General features: G+C 71.8%; 11 protein-coding genes. 7 read left to right on the top strand and 4 right to left on the bottom strand.

Going from position 1 to position 14,829, the window contains the following annotated elements:
- Positions 1 to 40: 40 nt before the first annotated feature.
- The 5 genes from OHA65_RS01145 (at position 41) to OHA65_RS01125 (ending at position 4,652) form a co-directional block, all read left to right on the top strand.
- Positions 41 to 940 (top strand): oxaloacetate decarboxylase, encoded by a 900-nt coding sequence (locus tag OHA65_RS01145; RefSeq protein ID WP_405760782.1) that lies wholly within the window; start codon positions 41 to 43, stop codon positions 938 to 940.
- Positions 940 to 2,193: an aconitase/3-isopropylmalate dehydratase large subunit family protein gene (locus tag OHA65_RS01140; protein ID WP_329312271.1), complete on the top strand. Its 1,254-nt coding sequence runs from the start codon at positions 940 to 942 to the stop codon at positions 2,191 to 2,193. Before OHA65_RS01145 ends, OHA65_RS01140 begins: the two co-directional genes overlap by 1 nt.
- Positions 2,193 to 2,705 (top strand): 3-isopropylmalate dehydratase, encoded by a 513-nt coding sequence (locus OHA65_RS01135; RefSeq protein WP_327281159.1) that lies wholly within the window; start codon positions 2,193 to 2,195, stop codon positions 2,703 to 2,705. The genes OHA65_RS01140 and OHA65_RS01135 overlap by 1 nt, the downstream gene beginning before the upstream one ends.
- Before the next feature lie 529 nt (positions 2,706 to 3,234).
- Positions 3,235 to 3,969, top strand: a complete 735-nt coding sequence (locus OHA65_RS01130; RefSeq protein ID WP_405760779.1) for an MBL fold metallo-hydrolase — start codon at positions 3,235 to 3,237, stop codon at positions 3,967 to 3,969.
- Positions 3,970 to 4,196: 227 nt separating this feature from the next.
- Positions 4,197 to 4,652 (top strand): hypothetical protein, encoded by a 456-nt coding sequence (locus tag OHA65_RS01125; RefSeq protein WP_327281157.1) that lies wholly within the window; start codon positions 4,197 to 4,199, stop codon positions 4,650 to 4,652.
- A 299-nt stretch (positions 4,653 to 4,951) separates the two neighbouring features.
- Here OHA65_RS01125 and OHA65_RS01120 read toward each other — a convergent pair whose 3' ends face one another.
- On the bottom strand, positions 4,952 to 6,469 hold the full coding sequence (locus tag OHA65_RS01120) for a tetratricopeptide repeat protein (protein ID WP_405760774.1): 1,518 nt from the start codon (positions 6,467 to 6,469) through the stop codon (positions 4,952 to 4,954).
- A gap of 3 nt (positions 6,470 to 6,472) precedes the next feature.
- Positions 6,473 to 10,078 carry a CHAT domain-containing protein gene (locus OHA65_RS01115; RefSeq protein WP_405760771.1) on the bottom strand — a complete coding sequence of 1,202 codons (3,606 nt, stop codon included), beginning with the start codon at positions 10,076 to 10,078 and terminating at the stop codon, positions 6,473 to 6,475.
- A 28-nt stretch (positions 10,079 to 10,106) separates the two neighbouring features.
- Here OHA65_RS01115 and OHA65_RS01110 point away from each other — a divergent pair, with 28 nt between their 5' ends.
- Positions 10,107 to 10,541: a hypothetical protein gene (locus tag OHA65_RS01110; protein ID WP_327281154.1), complete on the top strand. Its 435-nt coding sequence runs from the start codon at positions 10,107 to 10,109 to the stop codon at positions 10,539 to 10,541.
- Positions 10,538 to 11,455, top strand: coding sequence for a hypothetical protein (locus tag OHA65_RS01105; RefSeq protein WP_405760767.1), 918 nt, complete (start codon positions 10,538 to 10,540; stop codon positions 11,453 to 11,455). The genes OHA65_RS01110 and OHA65_RS01105 overlap by 4 nt, the downstream gene beginning before the upstream one ends.
- Before the next feature lie 69 nt (positions 11,456 to 11,524).
- Here the strand turns inward: OHA65_RS01105 and OHA65_RS01100 are convergent, their stop codons facing one another.
- The gene (locus OHA65_RS01100; protein ID WP_405760764.1) at positions 11,525 to 12,199 is read right to left on the bottom strand and encodes a hypothetical protein; all 675 of its coding nucleotides are present in this window, start codon (positions 12,197 to 12,199) and stop codon (positions 11,525 to 11,527) included.
- Between the two features lie 400 nt (positions 12,200 to 12,599).
- The gene (locus OHA65_RS01095; RefSeq protein ID WP_327281150.1) at positions 12,600 to 14,018 is read right to left on the bottom strand and encodes a cellulase family glycosylhydrolase; all 1,419 of its coding nucleotides are present in this window, start codon (positions 14,016 to 14,018) and stop codon (positions 12,600 to 12,602) included.
- Positions 14,019 to 14,829: the final 811 nt, after the last annotated feature.

Here is a 14,829-nt window from a genome sequence, read left to right as displayed (position 1 = left end):
CGAACACCCTGCATGAAGGCCCCGACCAGGAGGAATCCCCATGCCCCCATCCCGGCAGCACAGTCCGAGTCCCACCACACCGGGCGCCCGGCTGCGCTCGCTGCTCGCCCGGCGGAGCCTGATCGTCGCCCCGGGCGTGTTCGACGGACTCTCCGCCCAGTTGGTCGCCCGCACCGGATTCAGCGCCGCCTACCTCAGCGGCGCGGGCGTGGCGGTCGCCGGTTTCGGCCTGCCCGACATCGGCCTGCTCACCCAGACCGAGATGGCCGACCGCGCCCGGACCGTGGCCACCGCCCTCGACGGCATCCCGCTGATCGCGGACGCGGACACGGGCTACGGCGCCCCGATGAACGTGGCCCGCACCGTACGCGAGTACGAGAGAGCCGGGGTCGCTGCCCTCCATCTGGAGGACCAGGCGTTCCCCAAGAAGTGCGGCCACCTGCCGGACAAGGAACTCGTCAGCGCCCGCGAGTTCACCGAGAAGCTCGACGCCGCGCTCCAGGCCCGCACCGACGAGGACCTGGTGGTCATCGCCCGCACCGATGCCCGCGGACCGCTGGGCATCGACGAGGCCATCGACCGCGCGGGCCGCTACGCCGCCGCGGGCGCCGACCTCGTCTTCGTGGAGGCCCCGCAGACCGTGGCGGAGATCGAGAAGATCGCCGCATCCGTCGATGCCCCGCTCCTGATCAACATGGTGCAGGGCGGCCTCACTCCCGACACCGCGCCGGACGAGCTCGCGGCCCTCGGATTCCGGATCGCCATCCATCCCGGCGCCCTGCTCGCCCCCTATGTCCTGCACGGACTCGACGCCCTGGAGCGGCTCGGCGGCACCGCCGCCGAGGCCGCGCCCGGCCCGCAGGGCCTGTTCGAACTCGTCGGTCTGCGTGACTGGTCCGCGATCGGCGAGCGCTACCGCGACACGAAGGACGATGCCTGATGGGTATGACCATGATCGAGAAGATCCTCGCCCGCAAAGCCGGCGCGGAGCACGTGAGCCCCGGCGACACCGTCGTGTGCGAGGTCGACATGACCGTCGTGATCGACCTCCAGTTCGCCACCGGCTGGGTCCAGCCCCTGAAGATCAACGACCCGGACCGGGTCGCCGTCGTCATGGACCACGCCGTCCCCGCCCCCAACGTCCACGACGCCATCGGCGGCACCCGCGCCCGCTCCTTCGCCCGGGACTTCCGCATAGAGAAGTTCTACGACGTGGGCCGCCACGGAATCTGCCACCAGGTCATAGCCGAGAACGGGCTGGCCCGCCCCGGCGAGATCCTCGCCTGCACCGACTCCCACACCTGCGCGGCCGGCGCCTACAACACAGCCGCCAGGGGACTGGGTCCGGCGGAGGTCTACTCGATCCTGTGCACCGGCAGGACCTGGTTCCATGCCGCACCCACCATCCGCTACGAGTTCACCGGCACCAAGCCCACAGCCGTCTCCGGCAAGGACATCTTCCTCTACATCGCCGGCACCTACGGCGACGCGACCAACCACAACCTGGAGTACGGCGGTCCCGGCCTCGCCTCGATCCCGATGAACGACCGGCGCACGATCGCCACCCAGGGCGCCGAGATCTCCGCCGACTTCTCCACCTTCCCCATCGACGACCTGGCCCGCGCCTTCCTCGCCGACCACGGCGCCGCCCCGGACACTTGCACGGCCGCCGATCCGGACCCCGACGCCGCCTACGCCGCCGTGCGCACCATCGACCTCTCCGCACTCGAACCCCACGTCGCCCGCCCCGGCACCGTCAGCCACAACGCGCTGCCGATCTCGGCAATAGAAAAACGGCCGGTCAACCAGTGCTTCATCGGCTCCTGCGCCAACGGCCAGCTGGAAGACCTTCGGATCGCCGCCGAAACCGTACGAGGCCGCAAGGTCGCCCCCGGCGTCCGCCTCCTGATCACCCCCGCCTCTCAGCAGGTCTACCGCGACGCGATGCGCGCCGGATACCTCCAGGACCTCGCTGATGCCGGCGCAGTGGTCACCAACTCCACCTGCGGGGCCTGCTTCGGCTACCACATGGGCCTGCTCGCCCCCGGCGAGGTCTGCCTGACGTCCTCCACCCGCAACTTCACCGGCCGCATGGGCAGCCCCGAGGCGGAGATCTACATGGCTTCACCGGCCACGGTCGCCGCCTCCGCACTGACTGGCCACGTCACCGACCCGCGAGGGGAACAGCGCTGATGGACACGCTCATCACGGGCAGGGTGTGGGTGGTCGGCGACTCCGTCACCACCGACGCCATGTACCCGGCCTTCGCCATGAAACTTCCCCTACCCGAAGCCGCGCGGCACGTTTTCTACGAGCTGCGTCCCGGCTGGACCAACCAAGTGGTCCCGGGCGACATCGTGGTCGCCGGACGCAACTTCGGCCTCGGGTCCTCCCGTCCCGTCGCCGCGCTCTTTCGCGAACTGGGTGTGGCCGCGCTGGTGGCCGAGGAGTTCAACTCGCTGTTCCTGCGCAACTGCATCAACCACGGCCTGCCCGCCCTGACGGTCCCCGGTGCGACGGCCGTCTTCACCGACGGCGACACCATGCGTCTGGACTTCGCCGAGGGCTGGACCGAGCACGCCGGGTCCGGCCTGCGCCTGCACGGCGGCGCGCTGCCACCCCTGGTCCTGGACATCCTGTCCGCCGGCGGCATCCTGCCCAAGCTCGCGCGGGAGGGCTACGTACCCCTCCCTTCCGGAGGCTGATGCCCGTGCCCATCGCCCGGATCAACCGTTCTACCGAACGGCACCACGGGCGGGATCGGCCGCACCCTGGCGGACGCCTCGCCCGAGCACGAGCCCACCTCTTTGCTCACCGGGCCCGACCCCCCGATCTCGGGGAACGCGCCGTCCGGTACGGGGCGGACGCGTACACTGGCGACCCCGCTCACCCGCACCGGATCGCACACCTGGCCGAGGCGGCGGCGCCCTCCGCCACCAACGTCCCCCACGCCAGCCTGTCTGCGTTCGGGGAACCGCTGGCCCACACCTCCAAAAGGATCGGTCCCCTGGCCGTGAACCTCCACGGCACCGGCATCGGCGGCCGCCTGGTCGAGCCCACCGCTGTCAGCGACGTCGGCATGTTCGCAGCACCCACGTGGTCGCTCCCCGCGCGATGCCCATAGTCACCCCGGACGACATCACCGCCTGCCGCCCACGCCAACGCCCTCCCCATCTGCCGGCGACGCACATCGCGCCGCCCGCAGACCACTCACCACACCCCAGGACGGCATCCATGTACCAACACATCGCCCCCGGCGTCACCGAGGTCGCCACGAGCGCACGCGATAACGCCTTCCTCATCGACGGGGACGACGGATTCACCCTCGTCGACGTCGGCTGGGCCAAGGCCCCGGCGGCCATCTTGAACGCGGTGGCGGAAATGGGCCGGAAGCCCACGGACATTCGCCGCGTCGTGCTCACCCATGCCCACCCCGACCACGTCCAAGGCCTGTCCGAACTCCGCCGCCGCACCGGTGCGCAGGTCCTCGTCCACGCCGCCGACCGACCCTGGCTGGAAGCCGGCCGCGTCCCGGCCGAGGGCCGTTCAGGTATCGCCGGGCGCCTTCTCGACCAGCTACCCAAGCTGCACTGGACGCCCGTCACGGCCGACGGAACGCTCGGCGACGGCGACGTGGTGGAGGGCTCGGACGGCCTGCGCGTTCTGCACACCCCCGGTCACTCGCCGGGCCACGTCGCACTGTGGCACGAGCCCACCCGCACCGCCCTCATGGGCGACGCGGTCTTCCACCGCGGCCGCCTCGCCCTCGGCCCCCCGGCCCTGGCCGCCGACCCGTCCCTGCGGTCCGGCAGCCTCGGCAAACTCCCGGCAGAGGTGCGCACCGTAGCCTTCGCACATGGTGCCGCCCTCTCTGGTGCAGGCGTCGAAGCCTTCCACACGTTCGCCACAGAACTACGGCTCAACGGTCGGCCGGGACCGCGGCGGGGGAGGCAGCGGCGAGCTGGGTAGGCGCGGGGTGGACGGTGACGCATCCGGGCGCTGCGAGCAGGGCGGCGAGGAGCAGAGGCAGGGAGCAGCGGCGCTTGCCGCCACCGTGTCGCATCCGGACCCGGCACCGGTCCTGACGATCCCGCCAGGCCCCTCGGACGGATGATCCACGGCCGCCTCGCCGAGCTGTGTGGAGCTGGCCCAGCCGCCCCTGGACGAGGGACAAGCCGTGAAGGAGGGCTCCGCAGATGGTGCTCAGACCACCGGTTGAGCCGATGCTGGCGCAGGCCGCGGAATCCGTGCCGGGCCCGGCCGCGCTGCGCGCCGGGGTGGCCTACGAGCAAAAGCTGGACGGCCACCGGGCGCTGCTGTTCACCTCGACCGGCGCTGGCGGGCGGGTGCTGGTGCAGACCCGGCGCGGGGCGTTGGTCCAGGACCGGTGGCAGGACCTGGTGGCGGCCGCCGAGCAACAGTTGCCGCACGGCCTGGTCCTCGATGGCGAACTGCTCGTCTGGGACGCGAATGCGGGCCGGCTCTCGTTCGAGGCGTTGCAGCGCCGGGCCGCCGCCGGCCTGGCCGCCCGGTGGCCGGCCTACTCCGTCGCGTTCGGCGTCTTGCAGATCGACGGCCAGGAGCTGTTGCAACGCCCCCACGCGGAGCGGCGCGCCCCCTCCTGGGGCAGTTGTTCACCGACCACGCCCTGACCGCCCCGTGGTCGTCACCTGCACGATCCGCGACCGGAGGCGCTCGCGGACGAGGTCAATGCCTTCGGCGGGCTCAAGTCACCGGGCTCGGACGGCGCCGAGCCGGTCCTCGCGCTCGTCGCCCTCGTCGCCGTCACCCTCATGGCGGCCCGGACCGGCAAGCCCGTACCGGCTTGGGAACAGCTCGCCGAACTGTGCCGGATCCGCGCGAAAGCCGACTGAGCCGCTGCCCGGTGGTCCCCGGTGGTCCGCGGCGAGCCCCCGAAGCCCCGTGCCCAGCCCCGTGGGTGCGGTCGCGGTCACGACCAGTCGGGACGGTTGAGTGCCAGTGACGCACGGTGCGCGGCCAGTGCCCGGACCAGCGGATGTCCGAAGCCCAGACCTTCGATGATGTCCGACAGGCGCGTCTCCAGCAGCTCCTGGTGATCACTCAGGCGCTCCTGCCGCAGGAGCAGCGAGAGTACGCTCACGGCGGCCATCAGGGTTTCGTAGTGGGTGCGCCCGAGGCTGCGGTCCGCCTCCGCCAGGGCTTCCTCGGCCGCCGCCAGGGCCGCGTCGGCATCTCCTCCCGCCTCCAGCGCGTACGCCATCCGGTAGCCGGCGGAGACCATGAGCGGATGTCCGGGGCCCAGGGCGGCCCGGCCCCGTTCGACGGCCTCCCGGAAGGCGGTGACGGCCTCGTCGTGGCGGCCCTGGTCGCGCAGGGCCGTGGCGCGTTCGACGAGCGCGGCGACGGCTTCCTGGGTGGGCTCGTGGGACGAGACGGCGAACCGGGCGATCCGCTCCTCGACCTCCGCGAGGTCGGCGGTCCGGTCCGTGTCGTCGCGGTCCCTGCGGGCCCGGAAGAGGGTGGCGCGCACCACGATGGTGTCCGTGTCGTCCTGACCGAGGGCGGCCTCGAACTCGGGAAGCACCGCCTCCCACAGGGCGACGGCCTCGTCGCGGCGCCCTGCTCGCCGGGCGATGACGGCGAGGTTGTTGCGGGCCATCAGAGTGAGCCGGTGGGCGGGCCCGAGCACCTTGGTGCGGTGGGCGACGACACCCTCCACGATCCGCGTGGCCTTCTCGTACTCGCCGAGGGTCAGGCGGATGCCGCCGAGGTTGTTCCAGGCCGCCCACACGTCGGGGTGGTCCGGGCCGAGCTGCGCGGTGCGGGCCGCGATGACCTTCTCCAACAGTCTTGCGCCTCTGCGGTGTTCGCCGGCCTGGTCGTACACGGAGGCCAGGTTGGCCCGTACCGACAGGGTTTTGGGCGAATCCGGTCCCATGTGCATCTCGGCGGTTCGGGCGACCCGCTCGGCCAGAGGGAGGGCGGCCGATCCCATTTGGTTGTTGAGCAGCAGTACGACGGCCCGGCCGAGGAAGGTGGCTCCGTCCGGAGTGTCGTCCTCGGGGCGGGTCAAGGCGGTCCACCGGGTGAGGTGGGGCAGCAGGTGCAGGCAGCGTGCGGTTTCCCCGGGGGAGCCGGGTGCGCCCAGGTGGCTCCGGAGGATGCCGAGGGCCAGGTCGCGGCCCTCGCCGCCGAGAGCGTCGTGGATCTCCCGTCGGGTGGCCTCAGGAAGCGTGAGGCGGCCGTCCGGCCGGGATTCGAGCAGCCCGGCCGCGGCGAGGGAGGACAGCTCGGCAGGGTCCGGTGGGCCGGCGGGGCCGGAGAGCAGGTCGAGGGGGATCGGGTCGCCTTCGAGCCAGGACGCCACGGCCAGCAGGCCGCGGGCTCCGACGCTGAGCGCGGCCAGTCGCAGGGGCAGCTCTCCGGGCGGGCGGCCCGGCGGCGGTTCCCCGGGCGGGCGGCCGGCTGTCGGGTTCGGTTCGGTCATGGGTCAGGCCCCCGTGTGGATGTACGACGCCCAGATGGTGGGTGTGGCGGGGTAGGCGGCACGCAGTTCCCGTACCGCCGCATGGAGGGCGAACGCGGCCTCGTCGGTGCGCGGCGGACGGGCCCCGGAGGCTGTGAGGTGGGCGTAGAAGGCGCGGGAGACCTCGCCCGCGGTGGCGTCGCTGACGGGCCAGAGCGCGCCGGTGACATGGCGGAAGCCGGCGAGCTGGAAGGCGCCGGTCAGGTGCAGGGCCTCGTTGGTCAGATCGGGGCTGATCTCGGAGGTGCTGCAGGCGGACAGCATGGCGAGCTGGCGTCCGGGCAGGTACAGGGCGGCGAGTTCGGCGACGGTCAGGGGTGCGCTCTCGTGGTCGGCGAGCAGGAGGCGGCTGGTGCCGGGGGAGTGGACGTCGGTCATGGCATGGCAGGCCAGGTGCACGGCGTCGTGGTCGGCGAGCGCGGCGAGGACGGCCTCCTTGGTGGCCTCGGCCCCGGCGATGAGCGTGGCACCGGGCAACAGGTTCCGCAGGGCGGCCACTTCCTCCGTGACACCGCGCAGCGGGGAGGCACCGGGCGCCTCCGGCTGGGCCACGATCAGGGTGCGGGGGTGCGCGGGGGCGCCGGGCATGCGGCGTATGTAGGCCAGAGCGCGCAGGCTCGCGGTGTACGACGAGACCGCCCGGTCCAGCACCCCCTCGCCGGTCGGGGGTCCTGCGGCGTGCCAGGGCAGGTAGCTGAGGAACCCAACCGGGCACCACCACAGGCGGGGCCAGGGGCCGCTCTGCGGGGTCCCGGTGAGACCGAGGGCTTCGAGGACGGGCCCGGCGGCGGCCGTCCAGAGCCAGGCGAGGGTGTCGCGCACCTCGGCCTGCGCGCTCTGGCGCACGCGCAGGGGATAGGTGTCCGAGGTGGCGAAGTGGCGGGCGGTGAGGAAGGTGAGGACCCTCTCGTCGGCCGACCGGCGGTCCAGGCCGGGGAGTTCGAGGACTTCCACGGGCCGGGTGGGGTTGCCGGTGAGGAGGAAGGCGTAGCCGCCGGAGCGGACGGAGGCGACGAGGACCAGCGGGCCGTCGGCGGCGAGTGCCGTGAGGTCGGGGGCGTCGTCCGCCGGTTCCTCACCGCGCAGCCGCGACCAGTGTTCGGTCAGGCGGGCGCGTTCGGCGGCCAGTTCGCGGTCGAGTGCGCGGCGCTGTGCGAAGTCCTCGGCGGCCGCGGCCCGGTCCTGTGCGTCAAGGGCCCGTAACCGTGCGTCGATCAGGCGGAGTTCCTTCGCGCGCTCGGGATCGAGGTCGTGCAGGTCTCGCCGGATGTCCATGGCGTCCTCGGACAGCAGTCCCCGGCTGCGTTCGAGCAGGGTGACCAGGCGCTCCGGGTCGTCGGCGGCCAGCCCGGTGGTGATGATGCGTTCGGTGAGCCGGGAGAAGCTGCGCAGGGCGTGTTCGCGGTCGTTCCACAGCGGCCCCGAGGTGACGGTCCGGCGCAGCAGGTCGACGGTCTTCGCCAGGTGCTCAAGGGCGTCCGGCGCAGTGATGTCGGTGGCATCCAGTTGGCGCAGGGCCGCGAGCATGCGCACGTCGGTCCGGCCGCCCTCGCTGTCCCGGGCACGGGCGAATCCGGCGGCGGCCGCCGCCCTCATCTCCCCGGCGGCCGCCGGGTCGGTTTCGAGGGCGGCCAGGTGGTCGAGCGCGTGGGCGCGTTCGATCTCTGCCGCGACGAGGGCGGCCCGGACGGCGTGATCGCCGAGGGCCAGCGCCCGGTCCGCTAAGGCGACGGCCGTGCGCAGCCGGCCGGGGTCGGCCTCGGCACGGCCCAGCAGCCGCTGGGCGCGGGCGAACTCGTTGAGGACGAAGGACTCCACGTGGTCGCCCGGCGCCATCAGGGCCAGGGTGCTCTCCCCCACGCTCACGGCCTCCTCCAGAGAGCTCAGGGGCTCTCCGGGGACCAGCACCCACGCATCGGTGAGCATGGACATCAGACCGCAGAGCACGGTGACCCGGCGAGCCGGGACGCCCGCCGGCGCGGCAACACGGCGCCGGACGTCCGGCAGTGCGGCGACGCGGCGCTGGGCGTTCAGCGCCTCGCGCAGGAGCCCGGGATCGTGCGTCCGGCTGGCGTAGCGGTGCAGGATCATCGCCTGGGCGGTGACGAGTCCGGCGTGCTCGGCGTGCTCCTCCGGGGCGAGGGCCTCGACCGCGCTCCTGCTCGCGTACACCGCCTCCCGCTGGGCTTCCAGGTCCCCGGTGAGTTCGAAGAGCACGTTGTAGGCCGTGGCCAGGTTGGCGCGGGCGACGGGTTCGTCCAACCGCTCGGCGACCGCCGCGTGGTCGAGTGCCGTGCGGGCCAGCGCGATGGCCTCGCGGGCGGCGGGCACGTCCTGGGTGCGCTGGGCGAGCAGACGCAGGGCGCTGGAGGCGTTGTTGGCGGCCTCCCCGCGGGCCTCCGGGTCGTCGGAGACGGTCAGCACCCGGCGGCACAGGGCGACGGACTCGCGCAGCCCGGCCAGGTCGGACTGCTCCTCGGCCTGCTGCTGCCGGATGACGCTCAGCACGCGCAGCAGCGGTACGTCGGCGGGCCGGTCGGGGCCGGGGTGGTCCAGCGTCGTCGCACAGAATGCGGCCAGCCGCTCGTACGGCAGCGGCTCGGGCCGGCGCAGGAGCATCCCCAAGGCCGCGTCGAGGTTGTTCACCGCGATCTCCCCGGCGCGCTCGGCCGCCGCGTGGAACAGTGCCACCGCCTCGAACAGGGGCTCCTCGTCGTCCACCAGTCCGGCGAGGACCGCCAGGGCGCCCCCGAGGTTGACGCCGTGGCCGCCGTCCTCGTCCTCGCCCAGGGCGAGCGCCGCGCGGAAGCAGCGGACCGCCAGCTCGGCGGCCGGCCGGTCCTCCAGCCGCCGGGCCAGTTCCAGGGCGGCCAGGCCGGTGTTGGCGAGGGTGAGCCCGCGCGCCGGGTCGCCGGGCGGCAGCTCGCGCAGGGCCGCCCGGCCCACTTCGACGGCCTCGCGGCACACGGCGAGGTCGCCGGTGGCCGCCCGGTACAGGCTGAGCAGGGTCGCCGTACTGGTCAGCAGCTGCGGCAGGAGCGGATGGGACGGCCCGGCGGACAGGCGGGCAAGCCGCAGCAGTGCCAGCGCGAGCGAGAGGTAGGCCCGTCCGGCCCGGTCGTCGTCCGAGGCGAGGTACCGCTGCGTCGGATCCTTGTGCAGCTCCCACCACACGTGGGGGTCGGTGGTGAAGCCGGTGTCCGCCGAGAAGTGCTCCCACGGATCTTGGCCGCCGGCGTAGAACGCCCGGATGCGACCGGGGACCAGGTGGGGTGCACTGGCGTAGACCGGGCCGAGCAACTGCGCGGCGGCCACCATCTCCACCAGTCGCCGTTCGGGCCGCTGCCGCATCGCACGGTGGAAGAACAGCAGCCCGGCCGTGACGAGGGCCTCCAGGTCGAGGTCCTGAGCGCGGCGATGGGACAGCAGACCGACCGCCTCGCTCAGCGCCTCCCGGGACAGTACGTCCCCGCCGCCTTCGCTGCGCTCCGCGGCCCTGATCCTCGCCCGGACGCTCTCCAGCAACTGCGCGCGCACGTCCCACCCACCGATCCACGGAGCGACTGACATCTCAAATTACCGCCGTTAGAGTGGAGATGTGGCGTATCGCGCGAGTCCCGCACTCACTCAAGAAGCCCTGGTCGAGCTCGCCGAGCGAGTGGAGCGCCTGTGCCGTGAACACGGCCGCGGCGGACAGCTGGTGGCCCTGCTGGAAGAGGCCGGCGTCGAGGACCTGCTCGACGAGGCCGTCGCCCTGGCCACGTCCGCCGACTACGCACCCACGCGGATGCGGCAGGTTCTCGACGCGATCGAGCGGGCGCTCGCGGCACAGGGCGTGCATGGACTGACCCGCCCGGACCGTGCGTTCAGCGCACTGCCCGGTGTACAGAGCGGTACCGGTGGGACGACATCGGCGCATGTCTGCCCGCTGTCGCGGTGCACGCGCGGCGAGGCCGAGCAGGGCCGGTGCGCGCTGGCGGACCGGCCGTTGGAGGCGATACCGCTCGACGGGTCGGGGCGCGGGCGGCCGTGACCACGCTGCTGCAGGAGTTGTCGAAGAAGGCGGCCGAACGCTGGGCGGCGATCCTGCTGGGGCCGGGACTGCTCTTCGTCGCCTGTCTGCTCCTTGCGCACCACCAGCGGTTCGGCCATGCCCTCGACCTCGCGTACCTGCGGGCGTACGTACGGGCCCTCGCCACGGACGAGGCGAACCAGGAGCCCGCCGGTCTGTTCGTGATGGCGGCCCTGGCCCTGCTCGGTGCTGCGGTCGCCGGACTGCTGGCGGCCTCGGCGGGCCGGTTCGTCGAACGGTGCCGGCTTCCGGAGCGCCCCTGGCGGTACCTCGCCGCCCTGAGCAGGTGGCGGGCCTGGCGGTGGGACCGTGCCGACGCAGCCCTCGCGCGTGCCGTGACCAAGGCCGGACAGGCGCTGGCGCGGGACCGGCTGCTGGGCGTGACCACGGTACGGCGCTTCCCCGCCGTCGAGCGGCGACGGGCCCGGCGGGACCGGATCTCCGGGACACGGCCGGTGAAGCCCACCTGGCCGGCCCAGCGGATGACGGGCGCCGCGGATCGCGTGCGCCGCCGCTACGGCGTGGACCTTGCCGAAGTCTGGCCGTACGCGTGGTCGCTGGCGGGCGGCGAGCTGCGCGGCGACATCCAGACGGTTCGGGACGGTTTCGCGGCGTCCGCCCGGCTGACCGCCTGGGCCTGGGGGTACGCGGCGATCGCGATCGGCACCGGCTGGTGGCCCGCGGCGCTGCTGGCCGCGGTACTGCTCCCGGTGGCCGGGCGACGGGGTCGTGAGGCTGTCGACGCGCTGGCCACGCTGGCCGAGAGCGCCGTGGACCTGCACGTGCGGGACGTGGCCGAGCGCCTGGGCGTGGCCTGCCCCGATGCTTTCGGGCCCACCACGGCCGCCGCGGTCAACACGATCCTCCGGGCCTGAGGCGGGGACTTCGGAGCGGCCCCCCGTCCCGGGCGGGACGGGGGGCCGGGGTCATACGCGGGCGGTCGCTCAGCGTTCCTGAACGAACGTGCCGCCCTTGCTGGATCCCTCGGAGCAAGAACGCTTCTCCGAGGCGGTCATCTTCCGGCTCTTCACCACGACCGCATTGCTCTTGCCGTCGGTGCCGTTCTGGACCGGACCGGTGATGGTGTCCTGGAAGTACCAGTAGTAGTGACCCCACTTGGGGCTGTCGTAGTGGGTCTGCCAGGTGCCGGAGACCTTCTGCATCACCTGGGCGCGCGAGATCCAGCCCACCTCGCCGGGCTTCACCGTCATGTTGAGCGAGCTGCTCTCCGAGTGAGAGCTCGACCAACTGTGGCTGTAACTGGCGGTTATGCTCAGGTCCACGATGCCCGCGATCTTGCCGCCTGCGGTGACGGAGACGCCCAAGGAGTCGGCGGATCCCACCGTGTCGTCCCACGTCATCGCCTGAGTGGCGTCAGACGTGCTGCAGTTGAAGAGGGAGTTCGACACCTGCCGGAACTCGCCCAGGTACGCCTCTTCGAGCTGGGGCGAGTTGAAGGAGCACTTGCCTTCGCCCGAGGCGCAGTCCGCCATGAGCTGCTGCCGTGTGGGCTGGTCGGCGGCGGACGCCGGAAGGGTGGCCGCCGCCGCGACTGCGCAGGTCGCGATCGTCATGGTCAGCGCGCGGGCTGCGTAGCGCCTGACGCGGTTCGTTGTCATCGTGGAGCCTCTCGCCGTACTGGGGGGTCGGTGAACCGCCGTACGGAAGCGGCGAATCCAACCACCGCAGTCCGAACGTTCCTTCACCGCTTGTTGCTTCTGAGATTCTCCGGGCCGGTATGAGGCGTACGGCGTAAATGAGTCACCTTGCGGCATGCCCTTCCCGCATGCGGCGGGAGCGCGGGCCTGGACTCAGTTGCTCGTTGTGGCCAGCTTCGCCACAAAACCGAGGAAACGAGAGCCAGGCCATGGTCCGTTCTATGGTGTACCAGCGGCGGTCGAGCCGATGGTACTCGATGCCTTTGCGGGCGATGCGGTGCGTGATGCCGCGTCCGCGTAGAAGGCGCTTCTTCCGTTGTTGCGGAGCCGCGGATCGTAGCCCGCGAGCGCATCGCGTGGGCTACCTCGGGCTGATCGTGACCTTGTAGGTGGCTCCGGCCCTGCCGTGGGTACGTACGGTGACGGTCTGGCTGTGGTCGTCCCAACTGGCCTTGCTGCCTTGGACGTCTACACGGTAGCCACCTGGGTACGTGTCCCTGGGCACGGTGATCTGGGTGGGCCCCTCGGCATTGTCGCGGGTGCGGAAGGTAAGCGCGTAGGTGCGTGTAGCCGGGTCGTACGCGAACCCCAGCGGGTCGCCCGCGACGGCCTGCGCGTACGGCTGGACGAGTAGCTGGGCGTTGGGCTTCGCGGCGCCGGTCTGGTCGAGGAAGCAGTAGCCGCCGCCCCGGCACCACTGCCACCACGTCCAGCCACTGGAGAAGCGGTCCAAGGAGGCCGTCATGTCGGTGACGAACTGGCTCGCGTGCGGAACGTAGGGGTTGCCACCCCACTCCCCGACGATCACCGGCATGCGGTTACGGGTCGGGTAGTCGCTGATCGCGGCCTCGTATGCGGTGATGAAGGTGCCGTTGGGGTCGTAGTCGGCGCCGGTTTCCATCGCGGTCTCGTAGAAGTGCGGCGCGTAGCCGGCGTGCGGGTCGTCGATGTGTCCCATCCGGGTTGGGACCCCGAGACCAACGATGACGGTGGGTTCAACGAATACCCACGACTTGTGGTCGACCAGGCGGATCGCCCGGGCAAGGCGGTTCCACAGTTCGGTGAGCTCGGTGGCCTCGAAGCGGGCCGCGGCGGCGGGGAGGTCCTCGCCTTCGAGGAACTTCGCGAACGGCTCGTTCATCAGGTCGTAGCCGAGCAGCGCCGGGTGACCGCCCAGGGCGGAGGCGACCGTCATCCACATGCGAGCGTGCGCGGCACGGAGGTCGGTGTCCTTGTACAGGTGGTCAAAGGCGGTCTGCACGGAGGGCTCGAAGTACTCGGAGAACCAGTCGTCGGGTATCGGCGAGAACGGCAACCCCTCGTCGCGGGTGGCCCAGTCGGGGATGCCGCGGGAGCCGAAGTGGGGGCCGTACACGTCCTGGTGGGCGTCGAGCATGACCTTGATGTGGTAGCGGTCGGCCCAGTCGAGGATGCGGCGCATCTTGGCGAGGTAGCCGCGGTCGTAGTGCCCGGGGCTGGGTTCGAGGTCGTCCCAGAAGAACGCGAGGCGCGCAAGGTTGAAGCCCCGGGCGGCCATGTCTTTCAGGTCGCTCTCGTGGATGTCGGCGAACGCGTTAGTGCCTCGGCTGCTCTTGTCGGCGAGGTTGAAGCCGCGCCACTGGAGTGCGCGGCCTTGGCCGTCGGCGATGAAGGTACGGTCACCGACCGTGACCCGGTCGCGGGCGCGGTCGGGGTGGGCCTGGGCCTGCGCGGGGAAGACGCCGAGCAGGAGTGCTGCCACGGCGAGGGCGGCAGGGGTGACGCGGGAGCTCAAGCGCATGCAGGAGACCCTTTCGGGGGTGGCTGCTCGGGCGGTGTGCTACTGGCCGGTCGGATGTTACTGGCGGGTGGGTCAACTTCCCAGGTGTTCACAGGAGTTGGCGGGACATCCTGCGAACGGATCAGGCCGTGCCGGGTCAGCACTCGGTGGACCGGGGCCCGCGGTACGACCGCGGTCCCTTCACGGGCCAGTTCGTGGGCGATCCGTCGGGCACCCCACGACGTGTGCGCCCGGTGTATCTCGCAGACCCGGCACTTCACCACCGCGGCGGCCACTTCGGTGGGTCATGACGCGTCCCGACCGGCTGCGGCCGCATGAAGGGCTCGGCCTCAAGCCCGTCCGGGCCCTCATGGCTCTGGCAGGATCTTCGTAGCCAGAGATCATCTCTTATCGACGCTTGAAGACTGACCCCGCTGAGTCACAGTGACCACCAGCAATACAGACCCATGCGGCTCGCCTCAGCACGCGAAGCCAGGCTTGCCAGGGCTTCCAGAACACCGGCCGCGGTCTCGGCATCGACCTGGCTCTGCTGCAGTCCGTCCGTCCTGGACCATGGCTCGGCGAACCCCACGACGGCCGGACCATGGCGTCAGATTTCAGCTGCGGCGTGTCCTGGGAGCCGTTGGCTCTGACTGGCGGTACGGACCGGTGCACGGCCGATGTCGTCTTTCCTGCTGACCGATACGAGTTCCGCTGCCGTACGGAGGTCAAGTAGAGATCTCTGCTCGTCGGCTGCCTCAGTCGTGCCGCCATGCCCTGTCCGGCCGGCAACCCGGCCGACGAGTAGCTGGTCGAGATGCTGAGTGCGCAG

The sequence above is a fragment of the Streptomyces sp. NBC_00045 genome, assembly GCF_045041095.1.
Classification (GTDB): Bacteria; Actinomycetota; Actinomycetes; order Streptomycetales; family Streptomycetaceae; genus Streptomyces.
This window is presented reverse-complemented; position numbering and strand designations above follow the sequence as displayed.

Excerpts from the sequence above, each read along its gene's own strand:
- OHA65_RS01145 (WP_405760782.1), top strand. The coding sequence starts at position 41 with ATGCCCCCATCCCGGCAGCACAGTCCGAGTCCCACCACACCGGGCGCC.
- OHA65_RS01140 (WP_329312271.1), top strand. The coding sequence starts at position 940 with ATGGGTATGACCATGATCGAGAAGATCCTCGCCCGCAAAGCCGGCGCG.
- OHA65_RS01135 (WP_327281159.1), top strand. The coding sequence starts at position 2,193 with ATGGACACGCTCATCACGGGCAGGGTGTGGGTGGTCGGCGACTCCGTC.
- OHA65_RS01130 (WP_405760779.1), top strand. The coding sequence starts at position 3,235 with ATGTACCAACACATCGCCCCCGGCGTCACCGAGGTCGCCACGAGCGCA.
- OHA65_RS01125 (WP_327281157.1), top strand. The coding sequence starts at position 4,197 with ATGGTGCTCAGACCACCGGTTGAGCCGATGCTGGCGCAGGCCGCGGAA.
- OHA65_RS01120 (WP_405760774.1), bottom strand. The coding sequence starts at position 6,469 with ATGACCGAACCGAACCCGACAGCCGGCCGCCCGCCCGGGGAACCGCCG.
- OHA65_RS01115 (WP_405760771.1), bottom strand. The coding sequence starts at position 10,078 with ATGTCAGTCGCTCCGTGGATCGGTGGGTGGGACGTGCGCGCGCAGTTG.
- OHA65_RS01100 (WP_405760764.1), bottom strand. The coding sequence starts at position 12,199 with ATGACAACGAACCGCGTCAGGCGCTACGCAGCCCGCGCGCTGACCATG.
- OHA65_RS01095 (WP_327281150.1), bottom strand. The coding sequence starts at position 14,018 with ATGCGCTTGAGCTCCCGCGTCACCCCTGCCGCCCTCGCCGTGGCAGCA.